General features: G+C 72.1%; 18 protein-coding genes. 10 read left to right on the top strand and 8 right to left on the bottom strand.

Translation table 11 applies throughout. The features are described 5' to 3' along the window. The first annotated feature begins 334 nt into the window (after positions 1 to 334). On the top strand, positions 335 to 1,225 hold the full coding sequence (locus ACZ6ZT_RS18785) for a TIGR01777 family oxidoreductase (protein WP_469720391.1): 891 nt from the start codon (positions 335 to 337) through the stop codon (positions 1,223 to 1,225). Between the two features lie 154 nt (positions 1,226 to 1,379). After that, a complete protein-coding gene (locus ACZ6ZT_RS18790; RefSeq protein ID WP_469720396.1) occupies positions 1,380 to 2,645 on the top strand; it encodes an FAD-dependent oxidoreductase in 1,266 nt (421 codons plus the stop codon). Positions 2,646 to 2,697: 52 nt separating this feature from the next. Here ACZ6ZT_RS18790 and ACZ6ZT_RS18795 read toward each other — a convergent pair whose 3' ends face one another. Further along, on the bottom strand, positions 2,698 to 4,134 hold the full coding sequence (locus ACZ6ZT_RS18795) for a regulator (protein WP_469720399.1): 1,437 nt from the start codon (positions 4,132 to 4,134) through the stop codon (positions 2,698 to 2,700). A gap of 172 nt (positions 4,135 to 4,306) precedes the next feature. Here ACZ6ZT_RS18795 and ACZ6ZT_RS18800 point away from each other — a divergent pair, with 172 nt between their 5' ends. The 5 genes from ACZ6ZT_RS18800 (at position 4,307) to ACZ6ZT_RS18820 (ending at position 7,643) form a co-directional block, all read left to right on the top strand. After that, complete coding sequence (locus ACZ6ZT_RS18800; RefSeq protein ID WP_469720401.1) at positions 4,307 to 4,594, top strand: hypothetical protein; 288 nt, start codon at positions 4,307 to 4,309, stop codon at positions 4,592 to 4,594. A gap of 77 nt (positions 4,595 to 4,671) precedes the next feature. After that, a complete protein-coding gene (gene lipB / locus ACZ6ZT_RS18805; RefSeq protein WP_469720403.1) occupies positions 4,672 to 5,469 on the top strand; it encodes a lipoyl(octanoyl) transferase LipB in 798 nt (265 codons plus the stop codon). A gap of 111 nt (positions 5,470 to 5,580) precedes the next feature. Beyond that, positions 5,581 to 6,528, top strand: coding sequence for a lipoyl synthase (lipA, locus tag ACZ6ZT_RS18810; RefSeq protein WP_469720405.1), 948 nt, complete (start codon positions 5,581 to 5,583; stop codon positions 6,526 to 6,528). A gap of 208 nt (positions 6,529 to 6,736) precedes the next feature. Further along, a complete protein-coding gene (locus ACZ6ZT_RS18815; protein ID WP_266581271.1) occupies positions 6,737 to 6,934 on the top strand; it encodes an SCO2195 family GlnR-regulated protein in 198 nt (65 codons plus the stop codon). Positions 6,935 to 6,944: 10 nt separating this feature from the next. Next, positions 6,945 to 7,643, top strand: coding sequence for a DUF4191 domain-containing protein (locus ACZ6ZT_RS18820; protein ID WP_469720408.1), 699 nt, complete (start codon positions 6,945 to 6,947; stop codon positions 7,641 to 7,643). 119 nt (positions 7,644 to 7,762) lie between these two features. Here the strand turns inward: ACZ6ZT_RS18820 and ACZ6ZT_RS18825 are convergent, their stop codons facing one another. Further along, on the bottom strand, positions 7,763 to 8,230 hold the full coding sequence (locus ACZ6ZT_RS18825) for an RDD family protein (protein ID WP_469720410.1): 468 nt from the start codon (positions 8,228 to 8,230) through the stop codon (positions 7,763 to 7,765). A gap of 184 nt (positions 8,231 to 8,414) precedes the next feature. Here ACZ6ZT_RS18825 and glnA point away from each other — a divergent pair, with 184 nt between their 5' ends. Next, positions 8,415 to 9,824, top strand: a complete 1,410-nt coding sequence (gene glnA / locus ACZ6ZT_RS18830) for a type I glutamate--ammonia ligase (RefSeq protein ID WP_469720413.1) — start codon at positions 8,415 to 8,417, stop codon at positions 9,822 to 9,824. A 159-nt stretch (positions 9,825 to 9,983) separates the two neighbouring features. Beyond that, positions 9,984 to 10,259, top strand: a complete 276-nt coding sequence (locus tag ACZ6ZT_RS18835) for a hypothetical protein (RefSeq protein ID WP_469720416.1) — start codon at positions 9,984 to 9,986, stop codon at positions 10,257 to 10,259. Positions 10,260 to 10,298: 39 nt separating this feature from the next. Here ACZ6ZT_RS18835 and ACZ6ZT_RS18840 read toward each other — a convergent pair whose 3' ends face one another. Then, positions 10,299 to 10,952, bottom strand: coding sequence for a TetR/AcrR family transcriptional regulator (locus ACZ6ZT_RS18840; RefSeq protein ID WP_469720420.1), 654 nt, complete (start codon positions 10,950 to 10,952; stop codon positions 10,299 to 10,301). 86 nt (positions 10,953 to 11,038) lie between these two features. Here ACZ6ZT_RS18840 and ACZ6ZT_RS18845 point away from each other — a divergent pair, with 86 nt between their 5' ends. Then, on the top strand, positions 11,039 to 11,809 hold the full coding sequence (locus ACZ6ZT_RS18845) for an SDR family NAD(P)-dependent oxidoreductase (protein ID WP_469720423.1): 771 nt from the start codon (positions 11,039 to 11,041) through the stop codon (positions 11,807 to 11,809). 13 nt (positions 11,810 to 11,822) lie between these two features. Here ACZ6ZT_RS18845 and ACZ6ZT_RS18850 read toward each other — a convergent pair whose 3' ends face one another. The 5 genes from ACZ6ZT_RS18850 to lpdA all read right to left on the bottom strand — a co-directional run bounded on the left by ACZ6ZT_RS18850 (position 11,823) and on the right by lpdA (position 19,457). Continuing rightward, positions 11,823 to 12,341 (bottom strand): DUF4240 domain-containing protein, encoded by a 519-nt coding sequence (locus tag ACZ6ZT_RS18850; RefSeq protein ID WP_469720426.1) that lies wholly within the window; start codon positions 12,339 to 12,341, stop codon positions 11,823 to 11,825. A gap of 143 nt (positions 12,342 to 12,484) precedes the next feature. Next, the gene (aceE, locus tag ACZ6ZT_RS18855; protein ID WP_469720428.1) at positions 12,485 to 15,166 is read right to left on the bottom strand and encodes a pyruvate dehydrogenase (acetyl-transferring), homodimeric type; all 2,682 of its coding nucleotides are present in this window, start codon (positions 15,164 to 15,166) and stop codon (positions 12,485 to 12,487) included. 214 nt (positions 15,167 to 15,380) lie between these two features. Beyond that, complete coding sequence (locus tag ACZ6ZT_RS18860; protein ID WP_469720666.1) at positions 15,381 to 16,004, bottom strand: GntR family transcriptional regulator; 624 nt, start codon at positions 16,002 to 16,004, stop codon at positions 15,381 to 15,383. A gap of 186 nt (positions 16,005 to 16,190) precedes the next feature. Next, complete coding sequence (gene sucB / locus ACZ6ZT_RS18865; protein ID WP_469720430.1) at positions 16,191 to 18,011, bottom strand: 2-oxoglutarate dehydrogenase, E2 component, dihydrolipoamide succinyltransferase; 1,821 nt, start codon at positions 18,009 to 18,011, stop codon at positions 16,191 to 16,193. A gap of 57 nt (positions 18,012 to 18,068) precedes the next feature. Then, positions 18,069 to 19,457 carry a dihydrolipoyl dehydrogenase gene (lpdA, locus tag ACZ6ZT_RS18870; RefSeq protein WP_469720432.1) on the bottom strand — a complete coding sequence of 463 codons (1,389 nt, stop codon included), beginning with the start codon at positions 19,455 to 19,457 and terminating at the stop codon, positions 18,069 to 18,071. Between the last annotated feature and the right edge of the window lies 1 nt (position 19,458).

Here is a 19,458-nt window from a genome sequence, read left to right on the forward strand (position 1 = left end):
CGCCGGCGTTCGAGGCGCGGGCGCGGAGCGGCGTGTGGTGAGCCGCGCTGGCACTCTCCAGCCCCGTCGGCCACCTCCAGCCCCGCCGGCGATTGAGGCGCGGGCGCGGAGCGGCGTGTGGTGAGCCGCGCCGGCGATTGAGGCGGGAACGGTGGAAGGGCGGGTAGGGGACAGCCCCGCGCAGCGGCCCTGACGCGGGTGTACGGCCCGCGGGGCGTGCGGCCGGGCACAGGGCGGGGGCCCCGGCTGCCGCGTCGCCGGTGGGGGCGGCGGCAGACCCGGGACACGGCCCCGGCTGCCGGGTCGCCGAGGGGGGCGGCGGCAGACTGGGGGGATGCGGATCGCCCTCACCGGAGCTTCCGGACTCATCGGCCAGGCCCTCGTACGCTCGCTGCGCGCCGACGGCCACGACACCGTCCGCCTCGTCCGCCGCGACCCCACCGCGCCGGACGAGGCCCGCTGGGACCCGGCCGGCGGCCACGTCGACCCCGCCGCCCTCAAGGGCTGCGCGGCCGTCGTCCACCTGGCCGGCGCCGGCGTCGGAGACCACCGCTGGACCGCCGCGTACAAGCGGGAGATCCGCGACAGCCGGGTCCTCGGTACGGCCGCCGTCGCCCGCGCCGTGGCCGCCCTCGACGCACCGCCCGAGGTCCTGGTCTGCGGCTCCGCCATCGGCTACTACGGGGACACCGCCGACCGCCCCGTCGACGAGTCCGCCCCGCCGGGCCACGGCTTCCTGCCCTCCGTCTGCGTCGAGTGGGAGGCGGCCGCCGACCCCGCCCGGGCGGCCGGGATCCGGACCGTGCACGCCCGCACCGGGCTGGTGGTCGCGGCCGGCGGCGGCGCCTGGGGCCGGCTGTTCCCCCTCTTCCGGGCGGGCCTCGGCGGCCGGCTCGGCAACGGCCGCCAGTACTGGTCGTACATCTCCCTGCACGACGAGGTCGCCGCCCTCCGGCACCTCATCGACACCCCCACCCTCACCGGCCCCGTGAACCTCACCGCCCCCCACCCCCTGACCAACCGCGAGGTCACCGCCGCCATGGGCCGCGTCCTGCGCCGCCCGACGGTGTGCACCGTCCCCGCGCCCGCCCTGCGCCTGGCCCTCGGGGAGTTCGCCGGGGACGTGCTGGGCAGCCAGCGCGTCGTGCCCGCCCGCCTGCTGGAATCCGGCTTCGTCTTCCGCCACCCCGGCATCGAGGAGTCCCTCCGGGCAGCGCTGGCGTAGGCGCACCGGCCGATCACGTGCGACCGGTCGTGACCCGGATGCGACCGTCGTGCGACCGGACTTGTACGGAATACTGCGCCGGACTCTGGTTCTCCTGAAGCCCGTTGGGGGAAGGAGGACCCCACACAGCCGCGCCGACCTCGGGGAGGGGCACGTGCTCAGCAGCGCACACCATGCGGACGTCGTCATCGTAGGAGCCGGAGTCTCAGGACTCGCGGCCGCACACCACCTGATCGCGGCGGGGGTCACGGTCAGCGTCCTGGAGGGCGCCGACGACCCCGGAGGCCGGATGGCCACCGACTCGGCCGACGGTTTCCGGCTCGACCGGATCGGCCAGCTCCTCAGTACCACCTACACCGAACCGGCCCGCACCCCCGGCCTGGAGGCGCTGGTGCTGCGCCCCTTCGCCCCCGGGGTGCTGGTGCACGGCGCCGACGGCCGCCGGCAGCGGGCCGGGGCCCTGACCCCCGCCCGGGCCCTGGCCGGCGGCTCCCTCGACCAGGCCCGCCTCAGCGCCGCCCTCGGCCGGCTCGCCGCCCTGCCCGTGGAGCGGCTCCTCGCCCGGCCCGAACGCACCGCCCTGGCCGCCCTGCGCTCGCGCGGCCTGCCGCCGCGCACCGTGAACGGCGTCCTGCGGCCGCTGCTCGCCACCCTCCTGCGCGATCCGGAGCTCACCACCTCCAGCCGCGTCGCCGACCTGGCCCTGCGCGGGTTCGCCCGCGGCCGGCTCGCCGTGCCCGAGGGCGGCGCGGCCACCCTGCCGGACCTGCTCGCCGCCGCCCTGCCGCCCGGCACCGTACGCACCGGGGTCCGCGTGCGGTCGGTGGCGACCAACCTCGTCACCACCGAGGAGCACGGCGACTTCGCCTGCCGCTCCGTCCTCCTCGCCACCGGCGCCCGCGCCGCGGCCGAGCTGCTGCCCGGCCTGCGGGTGCCCGCCTTCCACGAGGTCACCGTCATCCACCACGCCACCGCCGCCCCGCTGCCCTGGGACGGCTCGCTGCTCCTGGACGCCGACCCCAGGTGGCCCCTCGCGCACACCACCGTGATGAGCGCGGTCGACCCCACCCGGGCCCCGGCCGGCCGTTCCCTGGTCACCACCACCGTGCACGGCCCGCCGCCGCCCGCCCGGACGGTCGCCTCCCGGCTGGCCCGGCTCTACGACACCTCCACCCGGGACTGGGAGCCGCTCGCCGTCCACCACACCCCGGAGGCCGTCCCGGCCATGCCCCCGCCGCACGACCTGAGTCGCCCGGTCCGGGTCGTGGCCGGGCTCTACGTGTGCGGGGACCACCGCGACTCCAACACCGTCGACGGCGCCCTGCACTCCGCCCGCCGCGCCGCCACCGCCCTGCTGCGCGACTTCGGCATCCCGCTCCCGGCCCCCCGGCAGGCGACCGTACGGGCGGCGGCGGCCTGACCCCCGTCCCGGGCCGGGGCCGTGCACCGGCCCCGGCCCGGGCACCCGACCGTCAGGACAGCGCCGCCACCCGGTCCCGGTACGTCCGCACCGCCGAGGCGTCCCGGTACGGCTCCAGCCGCCGCTCGAAGTCCCGTACGTACTCCACCGCGCGCACCGAGCGCATCTCCGCGGCCTGCTGCGCCGCCTCCGCCCCGAGCGCGCACGCCTGGTCCAGCTCGCCCAGGCCCAGCCGTGCCGTGGCCAGCACCACCCGGCAGAACAGCCGCGAGCGCGCGAACCCCGGGGCGCGCAGCTGGAGCGAGCGCTCCGCGTGCTGCGCCGAGGCCCGGTACTGCTGGAGGTCCCGGTGGCAGTGCCCGAACTCGTCCGCGAGCTGCGCCTCGTCGAAGGCCCGCGCCCAGTGCGGTACGTCGTCCCCCGGCCGGGCCGCGCCCAGCGAGCGCTCCGCCCGCACCAGGGAGGCCGTCGCCGCCCGCACCTCGCCGAGGACGGCGTGCCCGCGCGCCTCCGCCGCGTGCATCAGCGCCTGCACCACCGGCGGCGGCCCCGAGCCGACCCCCTGCTGGGCGACCCGGGCCAGCTGGACCGCCTCCCGGCCGTGCCCGAGGTAGACGGCCTGGCGGCTCATCGTCACCAGCACGTAGGACCCGTACGGCCGGTCCCCGGCGGCCTGCGCCAGCCGCAGCGCCTGCACGAAGTAGCGCTGGGCCAGCCCGTGCGCGGCGATGTCGTACGAGGTCCAGCCCGCGAGCCGGGTCAGGTCGGCGGTGGCCGCGAACAGCCGGCGCCCGGTGCTCTCGCCGTAGGTGCCCCGCAGCATCGGCTCGGCCTCGTGCTCCAGGTAGCGCACCAGGGCCTGCCGGGCGTGGCCGCCGCCGTAGGCGTGGTCCAGGGTCCGGAACAGCTCGCCGACCGAGCGCAGCGCGGCGATGTCCCCGCTGGTGACGCGCTGGCCGGGCCCCCGGTCGACCTGCCGCTGGCGGGGCACCGTCGCCCGGCCCTGGAGCGGTACCCGGTGCGCGGGGTCCGCCCCGCGCCCCACCCGCTCGTCGGCGCGCCCGATGAGCCAGTCGCGGCTGGGCACCACCAGCCCGGCGGGGGTGAAGGCGATCTTGCGGAGTTCGGCGTGGGAGCCGGAGTCCTTGCGCCACAGCCCGCTCGCGATGTCCACGGCCTCCTCGGGGGTGGCCGCGAACTCCAGTCCCGCGTAGACGGGCGCGCACGCGTCCAGGCCGAGTTCCTGCGCCGACAGCCGCCGCCCCAGCCGCCGGGTGAAGACCTCGGCGATCAGCGCGGGCGTGGTGCCGCGGGGCTGCTGGCCGCGCAGCCAGCGGGTCACGGAGGTCTTGTCGTAGCGGAGGTCCAGACCGTGTTCCAGACCCAGCTGGTCGACGCGGCGGGCGAGCCCGGCGTTGGAGAACCCGGCTTCCGCGATCAGCGCCGCGAGCTGCCGGTTGGGGACGCGCTGGGCAGGTCGTTCCGTCATCGGCTCCACGGTCTCCTGACGTGACGGCCGGAGTCCCGGCCCTGTGAACGGCGTGAATGTAGCGGCCAACTCCGCCTGGACTGCCCTCTCTGTCCCACCTTCATCCGATCGTGTGCCGAATGGGTAGGTCCCTTTACGGCCCGGCCCCCTCCCTCCGCGTACGCTGCGCCCCATGACCCGCCGGCCCCACCAGGCACATGCCCCCGACACGTACCCGGAGTCCACCGCCCCGCTCCCGGCCCCCGAACTGACCGAGGCGGAGTGCCGCCGGTGCGGCACCTACATCGCGGGGCTGGACGGGCGGTACGCGTGCGGGGTGTGCGGCTGGGTCAACGACCACTCCGAGGGCCACCGCCGGCTGCCGCGGGCCGACGAGGACCCGGACCTCCCGCCCAAGGGCCGCAGGCGCCCCCGGCAGCTGCCGGGCCCGCCCCCCGAGGCCGGTACACCGGGGGCCTGAAGGCGCCCGCGCGGGCCGCCGTACCCTTGGCCTGGTGCGATAGGTGCACACAGCAGGTTCAACGAGGAGGCGCTGCGGTGACTGAGCTTCGGTTTGTCCATCTGGGCTTCGGGCCGGAATCCGTCGAGTACACCGAGGCCTGGGAAGAGCAGCGGCGCGTCCACGCCGCGCGCTTCGCGGACGAGACCGAGGACACCTGTCTGCTCGTCGAGCACCTGCCGGTGTACACCGCCGGCCGGCGCACCGACCCGAGCGAGCGGCCGCTGGACGGCACCCCGGTGATCGACGTGGACCGCGGCGGCAAGATCACCTGGCACGGCCCCGGCCAGCTGGTCGGCTACCCGATCATGAAGCTGCCCCGGCCCGTCGACGTGGTGGCCCACGTGCGCCGGCTGGAGGACGCGCTGATCCGCACGGCGGCCGAGTTCGGCCTGGAGACCACCCGCGTCGAGGGCCGCTCGGGCGTCTGGGTGCTGGGCGACCCGGTGGAGGAGCGCCCCGCGCCGGGCGGCCTCTCCCTCGACTTCGACCCCCGCGTCGGCGACGACGAGTTCGACGCCCGCCTGGCCGGTCCGGAGTACGCCCCCTCCAACGCCGGCCAGCGCCGCGAGGACCGCAAGCTCGCCGCCATCGGCATCCGCGTCGCCAAGGGCGTCACCATGCACGGCTTCTCGTTTAACGTGAACCCCGACAGCACCTGGTTCGACCGGATCATCCCCTGCGGGATCCGGGACGCCGGTGTGACCTCGCTCTCGTACGAGCTGGGCCGCGAGGTCACCATCGCCGAGGTGCTGCCGGTCGTCGAACGCCACCTCAAGGACGTCCTGGAGCAGGCCGACCCGAAGCCGCGCGAGATCGAGCCGGCCGCCGGCTGACGACGGCCGGGAATGCGTCCGGCGGCCCTCGGGTTGGCCGACGTAAGAGCGTACGAATTTACGGGCGTACCCTGGTGGGCGCCGAAGAATCGAAGTCACAGGGAGCCGGTCGTGTCCGCAGTCGCACCCGACGGACGCAAGATGCTGCGCCTGGAGGTCCGTAACGCCCAGACGCCCATCGAGCGCAAGCCCGAGTGGATCAAGACCCGGGCGAAGATGGGTCCCGAGTACACCAAGATGCAGGCCCTGGTGAAGGGCGAAGGACTGCACACGGTGTGCCAGGAAGCCGGTTGTCCCAACATCTACGAATGCTGGGAGGACCGCGAGGCCACCTTCCTCATCGGTGGCGACCAGTGCACCCGGCGCTGCGACTTCTGCCAGATCGACACGGGCAAGCCCGAGGCCCTGGACCGCGACGAGCCCCGCCGCGTCGGCGAGTCCGTCGTCACGATGGACCTGAACTACGCCACCATCACCGGCGTCGCCCGCGACGACCTGCCCGACGGCGGCGCCTGGCTGTACGCCGAGACCGTGCGCCAGATCCACCAGCAGACGGCCGGCCGCGAGGGCGGCCACACCAAGGTCGAGCTGCTGGCCCCCGACTTCAACGCGGTCCCGGAGCTGCTGGAGGAGGTCTTCGCCTCCCGCCCCGAGGTCTTCGCGCACAACGTCGAGACCGTCCCCCGCATCTTCAAGCGGATCCGCCCCGGCTTCCGCTACGAGCGCTCGCTCGACGTGATCCGGCAGGCCCGCGCCTACGGCCTGGTGACCAAGTCGAACCTGATCCTCGGCATGGGCGAGGAGCGCGAAGAGGTCAGCGAGGCCCTCAAGGAGCTCCACGAGGCCGGCTGCGAGCTCATCACCATCACCCAGTACCTGCGCCCCTCGCCGCGGCACCACCCCGTCGAGCGCTGGGTGAAGCCCGCCGAGTTCGTCGAGCTGGCGAAGGAGGCCGAGGAGATCGGCTTCTCCGGCGTGATGTCCGGCCCGCTGGTCCGGTCCTCCTACCGGGCGGGCCGCCTGTACGGCCAGGCGATGGAGAAGCGCGCGGCCGTGTGAGGTCCCGCACACCCCTGTAACAACCGGTAACACCGCGCTGACGCGGCCCCCGGGCTCTTTTCGACCGAGCCGGGCGGGCCGCGTCCGCGTGTGCAACACGTCAATCACATTTGACCGACCGGTCACGCCCTGGTAACACCAGTGAGTGACGCTGGAGCCACGCACCGCACATCCCGCCGACGAGAGCCCCGAGAGAGGGTCCGCCATCATGCAGGCCGCGCCAGTCCGCGCCATCGCCATCCCGTCGTTCGCCGAAGCCTTCCGCGGCATCGAGTCGCTGCTCATGAGCGGCGCCCGACGCAACGCCTGGACGGCCGTCCTGGAGGACCGGCGCCGGGCCAAGGACCGGGTCGAAACCGAACACGTACTGGAGGCCGCGGCGACCCGGACCCCGCAGGCCACGTAAACTTCGGTTTATGGCGAGGAAGTCAAACGCAGAGACTGCTGCGAACCCCGGGCGACTGAAGCAGATCGCCCTGACGTACAAGATGACGCGCAAGGCCGACCCGAAGGTCGGTCTGATCGTCGCGGGCGTGGGAATCGTCACCTTCGGTGTCTTTCTTGCGATCGGCTTCCTGATCGGCCACCCGGTCTACCTGGGCATCCTGGGCTTCCTGGTGGCGTTCCTCGCGATGGCGATCGTCTTCGGGCGACGGGCCGAGCGGGCTGCCTTCGGGCAGATGGAGGGCCAGCCGGGCGCTGCCGCGGCCGTACTGGACAACGTGGGACGGGGCTGGACGACCACCCCGGCCGTCGCGATGAACCGCAGCCAGGACATCGTCCACCGGGCGGTCGGCAAGGCGGGCGTGGTCCTGATCGCGGAGGGCAACCCGAACCGGGTCAAGACGCTGCTCGCGGCCGAGAAGAAGAAGCTGGCCCGGATCATGCCCGACGTCCCGGTCCACGACTTCATCGTCGGCACCGGCGAGGGCGAGGTGCCGCTCAAGAAGGTCCGTACGACGCTGCTGAAGCTGCCGCGCGTGCTGACCGGCCCGCAGATCACCCAGGTCAACGACAAGCTCCGGGCCATGGGCGACCTCATGAGCAACATGCCCGTCCCGAAGGGTCCGATGCCCAAGGGCATGCGGATGCCGCGCGGCGGAAAGATGCGCTGACCCGCTCGTCTGCTTTTCGTATACAGCCAGCACACAGGGGCACCCCCGAAGCCATCCGGCCGGGGGCGCCCCTGCGTCGTGTCCGCGTCGGCGTCGGCGGATCAGATCGGTACCTGTACTCAGATCCTCACCTGGACCGCGCCGGCCAGCCGGTCGTGCAGTCCGCGCCCGTCCCGGTCCCAGACCAGCGCCGGGATGACCAGGGCCAGCAGCACCGTACGGAGCACCACGCGGCCGAAGCCGAGGCGGCCGCCGCTCTGCCCGATCACCCGGAGGCCGAGGATCCGCTTGCCGGGGGTAAATCCCACGGTGCCCACGGTCAGGACCGACAGGACCACGAAGAGGGCCAGCGTCCAGTTCGCGGTGGCGGTCGTGTTCCCGTGCGTGATCAGGCCGTATGCGATCAGCTGGCAGCCGATCCAGTCGATCGCGACGGCCCCGAGCCGGCGCCCGAACCGGGCCACCGAGCCGGGCCCCGAGGGCGGCAGCCCGAGCCGCCGGCCCGGATGGCCGAAGTCGACGCCCATGTCCTCGGCGGCCGCGCGGGGGCCGGAGAGCCAGGATCCGATTGCTTGCCTGTTGTCCACTCCACCACGGTACCGGTGGGCCTCGACGGGCCTTGGACGGGACCCTGGTTAACTTGTGCGAAACAAATGGGTCATGCTTGGGAAATCCCGTCTGCTTATGGTCGGGTCAGCGTGCGGCACCGCACTGACGCGCCAGGAGCTATAAAGCCCGCCCTGCCCCGGGGTCGGGAGTAGGAGGAGTTGGATGTTCAAGAACGCCGACGAAGTGAAGCAGTACATCGAGGAGAACGACGTCAAGTTCGTCGACGTCCGCTTCTGTGACCTGCCTGGTGTGATGCAGCACTTCACCATCCCGGCGCGAGCGTTCGACCCGGCGGAGGAGCTCGCCTTCGACGGATCCTCGATCCGCGGCTTCCAGGCGATCCACGAGTCCGACATGGCGCTGCGCGCCGACATCACCACCGCGCGCCTGGACCCGTTCCGCAAGGACAAGACGCTCAACATCAACTTCTTCATCCACGACCCGATCACGGGCGAGGCCTACAGCCGCGACCCGCGCAACATCGCGAAGAAGGCCGAGGCCTACCTCGCCTCCACCGGCATCGCCGACACCGCGTTCTTCGGCCCCGAGGCCGAGTTCTACGTGTTCGACAGCGTGCGCTTCGCGACCAGCGCGAACGAGGGCTTCTACCACATCGACTCCGAGGCCGGCGCCTGGAACACCGGCTCCGAGGACAACAACCGCGGTTACAAGGTCCGCTACAAGGGCGGTTACTTCCCGGTCGCCCCGGTCGACCACTTCGCGGACCTGCGCGCCGAGATCTCCCTGGAGCTGGACGCCCAGGGCCTCCAGGTCGAGCGCCAGCACCACGAGGTCGGCACCGGCGGCCAGGCGGAGATCAACTACAAGTTCAACACGCTGCTCGCCGCGGCCGACGACCTGATGCTCTTCAAGTACATCGTGAAGAACGTCGCCTGGAAGAACGGCAAGACGGCGACCTTCATGCCGAAGCCGATCTTCGGCGACAACGGCTCGGGCATGCACGTCCACCAGTCCCTGTGGGCCGGCGGCGAGCCGCTGTTCTACGACGAGGCCGGTTACGCGGGCCTCTCGGACACCGCCCGCTACTACATCGGCGGCATCCTCAAGCACGCCCCGTCGCTGCTCGCCTTCACCAACCCGACGGTGAACTCCTACCACCGCCTGGTGCCGGGCTTCGAGGCGCCGGTCAACATGGTGTACTCGCAGCGCAACCGCTCCGCCGCCATGCGCATCCCGATCACGGGCTCGAACCCGAAGGCCAAGCGCGTCGAGTTCCGCGCGCCGGACCCGTCCTCGAACCCGTACCTCGCCTTCTCGGCGCTGCTGCTCGCGGGCCTCGACGGCATCAAGAACAAGATCGAGCCGATGGAGCCGATCGACAAGGACCTCTACGAGCTCTCCCCCGACGAGCACGCGAGCGTCCCGCAGGTCCCGACCAGCCTTGAGGACGTCCTCAAGGCCCTGGAGGCGGACCACGAGTACCTCCTGGCCGGCGGTGTCTTCACCCCCGACCTCATCGAGACCTGGATCGACTACAAGCGCACGCAGGAGATCGCCCCGATCGCCCTGCGCCCGCACCCGCACGAGTTCGAGATGTACTTCGACATCTAGAAATCGCTGATCGTGCCTGATGGAAGGCCCCCCGCCGCTCTCTCGGAGAGTGGCGGGGGGCCTTCTGCCTTTGACAGGGTCTGTGGGTGGGGTGACGGTGGAGGGGACCCAAACGCCGGATAAGCCGGGTAAGCGAGACATGTTCGGGAGGTGCATGAAATGCGCCGGAGGATCATCGGAGTCGTCGTCGCCGGGGCCGCGGGAGTGACCCTCGGTCTGCTGCCGCTCGCCAGTGCGTCCGCGCACGACCACGGTGGGGGCTGGGACCACCGGTCGGACTACTCCCACTCCCGCTGGGCCGACGACTACCGCGGCGGCAACTGGGACGACGACTGCGGCAACGGGAACGGACACGGCAACTGGAACCACGACGACTGGGGCCGGGGCCACGACTCCGGCTGGCACCACGACGGTGACCGGGGCGGCTGGCGCTGACCCCGCCGGGCCCGGACCGATGCCCCTGCCGCGCTGGCCTCAGCGCAGCAGGGGCATCGCCGCGGTGAGCTCGCGCAGGCAGCGCACCGCGAGGTCGGCGGGGCAGCCGGGGCCGCTCACCGGGGCGTCGCCCGCGGACCAGACCTCCAGGGCGACGCGGATCGCGTCGGTGGCGGCCGCCGCGAGCAGGCGTACCGACATCGGGTCCGCCTCCGGTCCGGCCAGCCGGGCCACCACCGGGACCAGGCGCTCCTCCGACTCCTGGTTCACCCGGTACCAGACGGCCCGCAGGGCCTCGTCCCCGGCCGCCGCGCGCAGCAGGCCCCGGGTCACCTCCAGGCCCTCCTCCACGGAGGGGGAGTCGCCGAGGGAGCGGGTGACCGCGCGCTCCAGGGACTGCGCGAGCGGGGTGGCGGGGTCCTCCTCGGCGAGCAGCGCGCGCCAGGCGTCACCGCCGCCCGCGAGCAGCGGGGCCACGGCCTCCTGCTTGTTGCGGAAGTAGCGGTAGAACGTGCGCAGGGCCACCCCGGCGCGGCGGGCGATGTCCTCGGCGGTGGTGCCGTCGGGGCCGTGCAGGGCGAAGAGTTCGCAGGCGGCGCGGGCGATGTCGAGCTGGGTGGCGGCCTTGCGGCGCTCGGTCAGCGACGGGGTTCCGGGGCCGCTCTGGGGGGAGTACGGACGGGGAGATCTCACGGGTGCAGCCTACCGTCCGGCGGCGAGACGGACGGCACAGAATGCCATGCTGGCAAAATGTGCCATCCACTCGATAGGCTCGCCGCATGAACCGTTACGAAGGACGTCGCGTCCTCATCACCGGCGGCGGGTCCGGCATCGGCCAGGCCACCGTCCACCGCATTCTCACCGAGGGCGGCCGCGTCCACACCGTGGACGTCAACGAAGCCGGCCTGAAGGCCACCGCCGAGCAGGCCGCCGCCGCCGGGCACGCCGGCCGACTGACCACCGCAACCCTGGACATATCCGACGAGGCCGCGGTCAAGGCGGGCGTCGCCGCCGCCGTCGACGCCCTCGGCGGGATGGACCTCCTGGTCAACGCGGCGGGCATCCTGCGCTCCGCGCACACCCACCAGACCACGCTCGACTTCTGGAACAAGGTCATCGCGGTCAACCTGACCGGCACCTTCCTGATGATCCGCGAATCGCTCCCCGCCCTGCTCGCGGGCGACCAGCCGGTCGTCGTGAACTTCAGCTCCACCTCGGCGAGCTTCGCTCACCCCTACATGTCCGCCTATGCGGCCAGCAAGGGCGGCATCCAGTCCATGACCCACGCGCTCGCCGCCGAATACAGCAAGCAGGGCCTGCGCTTCGTCTCCGTCGCCCCCGGCTCCATCGAGTCCGGCATGACCACCGGCACCGGCCCCGGCCTGCCCGAGGACACCGACTGGTCCCTCTTCACCAAGCTCGCCCCCGCCCTCGGCCAGGGCTTCGCCGGCCCCGAGAGCGTCGCCGGCGTCGTCGCCATGCTCGGCTCCGAGGACGGTGCCTTCATCACCGGCACCGAGATCCGCATCGACGGCGGCACCCACTACTGACGGAGCCCGGGCCTCAGGCCCGGAAGCGGTCCCACAGCCGGGGGAAGCGCTCCGCCAGCACGGCTTCGTCCTCGAAGTCCAGCGGAGCGCCCTCCGGTTCGGCCGGCTGGAGCGGGACGCCCAGGTCCGGCGCCACCGAGCCGGTCAGCTGCTCGTACGCCTCGTCGGCCGCGTACCCGAGCTCCTCGCCGTCCCCGTCGATCTCCTCGTCGAAGTCCGCCAGCAGCTCCGCCAGCTGGTCCGGGTCGTGGACGGCGCCCTCGAAGACCTCCCGGCCCTGGCCGATCAGCCAGCAGCGGAAGTAGTCGAACGCGTCGTCGCTCGCCCCGTCGAGCAGCACCCAGGCCGCCCCCCACAGGTCCCAGGTGTACGCCCGGTTGTAGCGCGACTCGAAGTGCCGCGCGAAGTCCAGCACGGAGTCCGGGTCGAGCTGTGCCAGCCGCTCCACGAGCAGCTCGGCGTGGTCCTCGGGGTCGCCCTCGGCGGCCTCGCGGGTACGGTCGACGATCTCCCAGAACTCCGTCTCGTCCATCACCGCTCCAGCATCACGGGTCGGCCCCCGCGCCGCCACCGCTCATACGGCCAAAGGCCGCTGTCCACCCCGAACGGGGGCGGACACCGGCCTTCGACGGTGCGACGGTGCTGCGTACGTACGAACACCGGGCGCGCGGGCCCTTACAGGCCGTAGCGCTCGCGGGCCTCCTTGACGGAGGATGCCGGGACCTCGCCGCGGCGGGCGAGCTGGGCCAGCGCGGCCACCACGATCGACGGGGCGTCGACCCCGAAGTGACGGCGGGCGCCCTCGCGGGTGTCGGAGAGGCCGAAGCCGTCCGTGCCCAGCGAGGTCCAGTCCTGCTCCACCCACTGGCTGATCTGGTCCGGGACCTGACGCATCCAGTCGGAGACGGCGAGCACCGGGCTCGTCACGCCCTCCAGGGCGCGGGTGACGTACGGAGTGCGCTGCTCGCCGCGCAGCAGCGCCTCGTCGCACTCCAGCGCGTCGCGGCGCAGCTCGCCCCAGGAGGTGGCGGACCAGACGTCGGCGGCCACGTTCCAGTCGGCGGCGAGCAGCTTCTGCGCCTCCAGGACCCAGTGGATCGCCGTACCGGAGGCCATCAGCTGGATCTTCGGCGCGTCGGCGGCCGGGGCGGACTCCAGCGAAGAGGCCGTGTTGAAGCGGTACAGGCCCTTGAGGATGCCCTCTTCGACGCCCTCCGGCATGGCCGGCTGGACCTTCGGCTCGTTGTAGACCGTCAGGTAGTAGAAGACGTCTTCCGGCTTCTCGCCGTACATCCGGCGCAGACCGTCCTTGACGATCACCGCGATCTCGTACGCGAAGGCCGGGTCGTAGTTGAGCGACGCCGGGTTCGTGGACGCGATCAGGTGCGAGTGGCCGTCCGCGTGCTGGAGGCCCTCACCGGTCAGCGTGGTGCGCCCCGCGGTGGCGCCGACGATGAAGCCCTTGCCGAGCTGGTCGGCGAGCTGCCACATCTGGTCGGCGGTGCGCTGCCAGCCGAACATCGAGTAGAAGATGTAGAAGGGGATCATCGGCTCGCCGTGCGTCGCGTACGACGTGCAGGCGGCGATGAAGTCGGCCATGGCGCCGGCCTCGGTGATCCCCTCGTTGAGGATCTGGCCGTCCTTGGCTTCCTTGTAGTACATGAGCTGGTCGCGGTCGACCGGCTCGTACGTCTGCCCCAGCGGCGAGTAGATGCCGGCCGACGGGAAGAGGGACTCCATGCCGAAGGTGCGGGCCTCGTCGGGGACGATCGGCACCCAGCGCCTGCCGGTCTCCTTGTCCCGCATCAGGTCCTTGACGAGCCGGACGAAGGCCATGGTGGTGGCCATCTCCTGCTTGCCGGAGCCCTTGAGCAGCGGGGCGAAGGAACGGTCCGCCGGGGCGGGCAGCGCCACGTGCTTGACCTTGCGGGCCGGGGCCGGGCCGCCGAGCGCCGCGCGGCGCTCGTTCAGGTACCGCACCTCGGGGCTGTCGGCGCCCGGGTGGCCGTACGGGACGACGCCGTCGGCGAAGGCGCTGTCCGGGATCGGCAGTCCGAGCAGGTCGCGCATGCCCTTGAACTCGTCGATCGTCAGCTTCTTCATCTGGTGGTTCGCGTTCTTCGACTCGAACCCGGCGCCCAGCGTGTAGCCCTTGACGGTCTGCGCGAGGATGACCGTCGGCGCGCCCTTGTGCTCCAGGGCGGCCTTGTACGCGGCGTACACCTTGCGGGGCTCGTGGCCGCCGCGGGAGCTGTGGAAGCACTCGGCGATCTTCGCGTCGGACAGCACGGCCGCGAGCTGCACGAGCTCGGCGTTGGCGCCGAAGAAGTGCTGGCGGATGTAGGCCACGTCGCGGGTAGCGTACGTCTGGAACTGCGCGTCGGGTACCTCGCGCAGGCGGCGTACCAGGGCGCCCGTGGTGTCGAGCTGGAACAGCTCGTCCCAGGCGGAGCCCCACAGCGACTTGATGACGTTCCAGCCGGCGCCGCGGAACTGGGCCTCCAGCTCCTGGACCACGCGGAAGTTGGCGCGGACCGGACCGTCGAGGCGCTGCAGGTTGCAGTTGATGACGAAGGTCAGGTTGTCGAGCTGCTCGCGCGAGGCCAGGGCCAGGGCGGCGGTCGACTCGGGCTCGTCCATCTCGCCGTCGCCGAGGAAGGCCCAGACGTGCGAGTTCGCGGTGTCCTTGATGCTGCGGTTCTGCAGGTAGCGGTTGAAGCGCGCCTGGTAGATCGCGGACAGCGGGCCGAGGCCCATGGAGACCGTCGGGAACTCCCACAGCCACGGCAGGCGCCGCGGGTGCGGGTAGGACGGCAGGCCGTTGCCGCCGGACTCCTGGCGGAAGTTGTCGAGCTGCTGCTCGGAGATCCGGCCGTCGAGGAAGGCGCGGGCGTAGATGCCGGGGGAGGCGTGGCCCTGGATGTAGAGCTGGTCGCCCGATCCGTCGGCCTCCTTCCCGCGGAAGAAGTGCTGGAAGCCGGTCTCGTACAGCCACGCGGCGGAGGCGAAGGTGGCGATGTGGCCGCCGACGCCGTACTTGGAGCCGCGGGTCACCATGGCGGCCGCGTTCCAGCGGTTCCACGCGGTGATCCTGGCTTCCATCTCCTCGTCACCGGGGAACTCGGGCTCCGCGGCGGTGGGGATGGTGTTGACGTAGTCCGTCTCCAGCAGCTTCGGCAGGGCGAGACCGGCGGCCTCGGCGTGCTGGAGGGTGCGGCGGAGCAGGTATTCGGCGCGGCGCGTACCGGCGGCCTGGGCGACGGCGTCGAGGGAGGCCGCCCATTCGGCGGTCTCCTCGGTGTCGCGGTCCGGGAGCTGGTCGAGCTCGCTCGGAAGCTTTCCTACGGGGTCGGACATCGGTGTGCGCCGCCTTCCGGACAAAGGAGAGGAGGTGGTGAAGAAACACCCTGACGGGCAGGACAGGGTCGATGGACCCGGGTGGGGTCCGCGTTGACTGTAAAGCGCTGATCGATGATCGATCAAATAAAAGTGACGAATAAATGTCACTACGACAAAAGTCGGCACCGGGTGCCATGAATCCAGGCACCCGGTGCCGACGCGTTTACCCTGCTCAGGCGCGTGGAGCGCACCCCAGGACATGCCGCTTGACCAGCACCCCGATGTCCGGATCCTGGGCACGGAAGGCGGCCACGAGGGCCTCGTGCTCCTCCGCGTACGACTTCTGCACCGTACCGAGCCAGCGGATCGACAGGGCCGTGAAGACCTCGATGCCCAGGCTCTCCCAGGTGTGCAGCAGCACGCTGTTCCCGGCCGCCCGCACCAGCTCGCGGTGGAAGCCCACGGTGTGCCGCACCTGCGCCGTGCCGTCCTCGCTGCGGTCCGCCTCCCACAGGGCCGCCACGTGCGGCTCCAGGGCCGCGCAGTCGGCCGCCAGGCGCGGGGCGGCCAGCTCGGCCGCGATCTGCTCCAGGCCCGCGCGGACCGGGTAGATCTCCTCCAGGTCGGCCGCGGTGAGGTTCCGTACGCGGACGCCCTTGTTCGGCGCCGACTCGATCAGCCGCAGCGTCTCCAGCTCCCGCAGGGCCTCGCGCACCGGCGTCTGGCTGACCTCCAGCTCGACCGCGATGCGGCGCTCCACGATCCGCTCGCCGGGCTTCCAGCGGCCGCTGACGATCCCCTCCACGATGTGCTCGCGGATCTGCTCGCGCAGCGAGTGCACGACGGGTGGGGTGATCATCGGCGTTTCAACTCCTGTGGGGGCACACGCGGCCTGATGCCTAGACAATACGGCCGCCGTGGCCTGCTGCGATGCGTTCGCGGCGAGGGACGCAGGGTGAGGCTCGTTACAACGACGGCGCCCCCGGCCGGACGGATCCGGTCGGGGGCGCCGAGCGCGGCAGCCGGGGCTGCGCGCGGGGCCTTACAGGCCGAGTTCGACCTCGAACTCGCCGGCTTCCAGGATCGCCTTGACGGCGCCCAGGTACCGGGCCGCGTCCGCGCCGTCCACCAGACGGTGGTCGTAGGACAGGGTCAGGTACGTCATGTCGCGGATGCCGATGTTCGTGCCCTCGGCGGTCTCGATGACCACCGGGCGCTTGACCGTCGCGCCGATGCCCAGGATGGCGACCTGGTTCGGGGGCACGATGACCGTGTCGAACAGCGCACCGCGCGAGCCGGTGTTGCTGATGGTGAAGGTCGCGCCCGACAGCTCGTCCGGCGTGATCTTGTTGCCGCGGACCTTGGCGGCCAGGTCGGCGGTCGCCTTGGAGATGCCCGCCAGGTTGAGGTCACCGGCACCCTTGATGACCGGGGTCATCAGGCCCTTCTCGGAGTCCACGGCGATGCCGATGTTCTCCGAGTCGAAGTAGGTGATGGTGCCCTCGTCCTCGTTGATCCGGGCGTTGACGACCGCGTGGGCCTTCAGCGCCTGGGCCGCGGCCTTGACGAAGAACGGCATCGGGGACAGCTTGACGCCCTCGCGGGCGAGGAAGCCGGCCTTGGCCTTCTCGCGCAGCTTCATGATCTTGGTGATGTCCACCTCGACCACGGAGCTGAGCTGCGCCTGCGAGTGCAGGGCCTTCATCATGTTGTCGCCGATGACCTTGCGCATACGGGTCATCTTCACGGTCTGACCGCGCAGCTCGGAGACCGCGGCGGCCGGGGCCTTCGCGGCGGGAGCGGCGGCGGCCGGAGCCGGGGCGGCGGCGGTCGCCTTGGCGGCCTCGGCGGCGGCCAGGACGTCCTGCTTACGGATACGGCCACCGACACCGGTGCCCGAGACCGTGGACAGGTTGACGCCGGACTCCGAGGCGAGCTTGCGCACCAGCGGGGTCACGTACGCGCCCTCGTCACCGGCGGAGGCCGGGGCGACGGGAGCGGCGGGGGCGACCGGAGCCGGAGCGGCCGGGGCGGCCGGAGCCGGAGCGGCGGCGGCCGGGGCGGCCTGGACCGGAGCCGGAGCGGCGGCCGGGGCAGCGGGAGCCGCCGGAGCCGGAGCGGCAGCGGCCGGAGCCGGGGCAGCCGGAGCCGGAGCGGCCGGAGCCGGGGCAGCCGGAGCCGGGGCGGCAGCGGCCGGGGCGGCAGCGGCCGGGGCCGGAGCGGCGGCCGGAGCCGCGCCCGCGACGCCGATGACGGCCAGCCGCGCGCCGACCTCGGCGGTCTCGTCCTCGCCGACCAGGATCTCCAGCAGGGTGCCGGAGACCGGCGCCGGGATCTCGGTGTCGACCTTGTCCGTGGAGACCTCGAGCAGCGGCTCGTCGGCCTCGACGGACTCGCCGACCTGCTTCAGCCAGCGGGTGACGGTGCCCTCGGTGACGGACTCGCCCAGCGCGGGCAGTACGACATCGGTGCCCTCGGCGGAACCGCCGCCGGCGGCCGCCTCGGCCGTCGGGGCCGGAGCCGGGGTCTCGACCTCGGTCGAGGGGGCGGCCTGCGGGGCCTCCGGCGCCGGGGCGGCGGGGGTCTCGGCGGCCGGGGTCTCGGCGGCCGGAGCCGCTGCGCCCGAGCCGTCGTCGATGACGGCCAGCTCGGCGCCGACCTCGACGGTCTCGTCCTCGGCGACCTTGATGGAGGCCAGGATGCCGGCGACGGGAGAGGGGATCTCGGTGTCGACCTTGTCGGTCGAGACTTCGAGCAACGGCTCGTCGGCCTCGACGCGCTCGCCCTCGGCCTTCAGCCAGCGGGTGACAGTGCCCTCGGTGACGCTCTCACCGAGCGCCGGAAGGGTTACGGAAACCGACATGGTTTCTGTTGCTCCTAACGAAAGTGCGGAAGTGGTCGTCGCGCCCGTGACTGTGGATTAGTCGTGTGCGTGAAGCGGCTTGCCGGCCAGGGCCAGGTGGGCCTCGCCGAGGGCCTCGTTCTGGGTCGGGTGCGCGTGGATGAGCTGCGCGACCTCGGCGGGCAGGGCCTCCCAGTTGTAGATCAGCTGGGCTTCGCCGACCTGCTCGCCCATGCGGTCACCGACCATGTGGACGCCGACCACCGCACCGTCCTTGACCTGGACGAGCTTGATCTCGCCCGCGGTCTTCAGGATCTTGCTCTTGCCGTTGCCCGCCAGGTTGTACTTCAGGGCCACGACCTTGTCCGCGCCGTACAGCTCCTTGGCCTTCGCCTCGGTGATGCCGACGGAGGCGACCTCGGGGTGGCAGTACGTGACGCGCGGCACGCCGTCGTAGTCGATCGGAACGGCCTTCAGGCCGGCCAGCCGCTCCGCTACCAGGATGCCCTCGGCGAAGCCGACGTGCGCGAGCTGGAGGGTCGGGACGAGGTCACCGACGGCCGAGACGGTCGGCACGTTGGTCTGCATGTACTCGTCGACCAGCACGTAGCCGCGGTCCATCGCGACGCCCTGCTCCTCGTAGCCCAGACCCTGGGAGACCGGGCCGCGGCCGATGGCGACCAGCAGCACCTCGGCCTCGAAGGTCTTGCCGTCCGCGAGCGTGACGCGGACGCCGGTCTCGGTGTACTCCGCCTTCTCGAAGAAGGTGCCGAGGTTGAACTTGATGCCGCGCTTGCGGAACGCGCGCTCCAGGATCTTCGAGCTGTTCTCGTCCTCGACCGGGACGAGGTGCTTGAGGCCCTCGATGACGGTGACGTCGGTGCCGAAGGACTTCCACGCCGAGGCGAACTCGACGCCGATGACGCCGCCGCCCAGGATGATCGCGGACTGGGGAACGCGGTCCAGGACCAGCGCGTGGTCCGAGGAGATGATGCGGTTGCCGTCGATGTCCAGGCCCGGCAGCGACTTCGGCACGGAGCCGGTCGCCAGCAGGACGTGGCGGCCCTGGACGCGCCGTCCGTCGACGTCGACGGACGTCGGGGAGGACAGGCGGCCCTCACCCTCGATGTAGGTCACCTTGCGGGAGGCGACCAGCCCCTGCAGGCCCTTGTAGAGGCCGGAGACGACCTCGTCCTTGTACTTGTGCACACCGGCGATGTCGATGCCCTCGAAAGAGGCCTTGACACCGAACTGTCCGGCTTCGCGGGCCTGGTCCGCGATTTCACCGGCGTGGAGCAGAGCCTTCGTGGGGATGCAGCCGTTGTGCAGGCAGGTGCCGCCGAGCTTGTTCTTCTCGATCAGCGCAACGTCGAGACCCAGCTGGGATGCGCGGAGCGCCGCGGCGTAACCGCCACTGCCACCGCCGAGGATCACTAGGTCGAAAACGGTGCTGGCGTCGTTCGCCACG

This window comes from Streptomyces sp. NPDC102258, assembly GCF_055584685.1.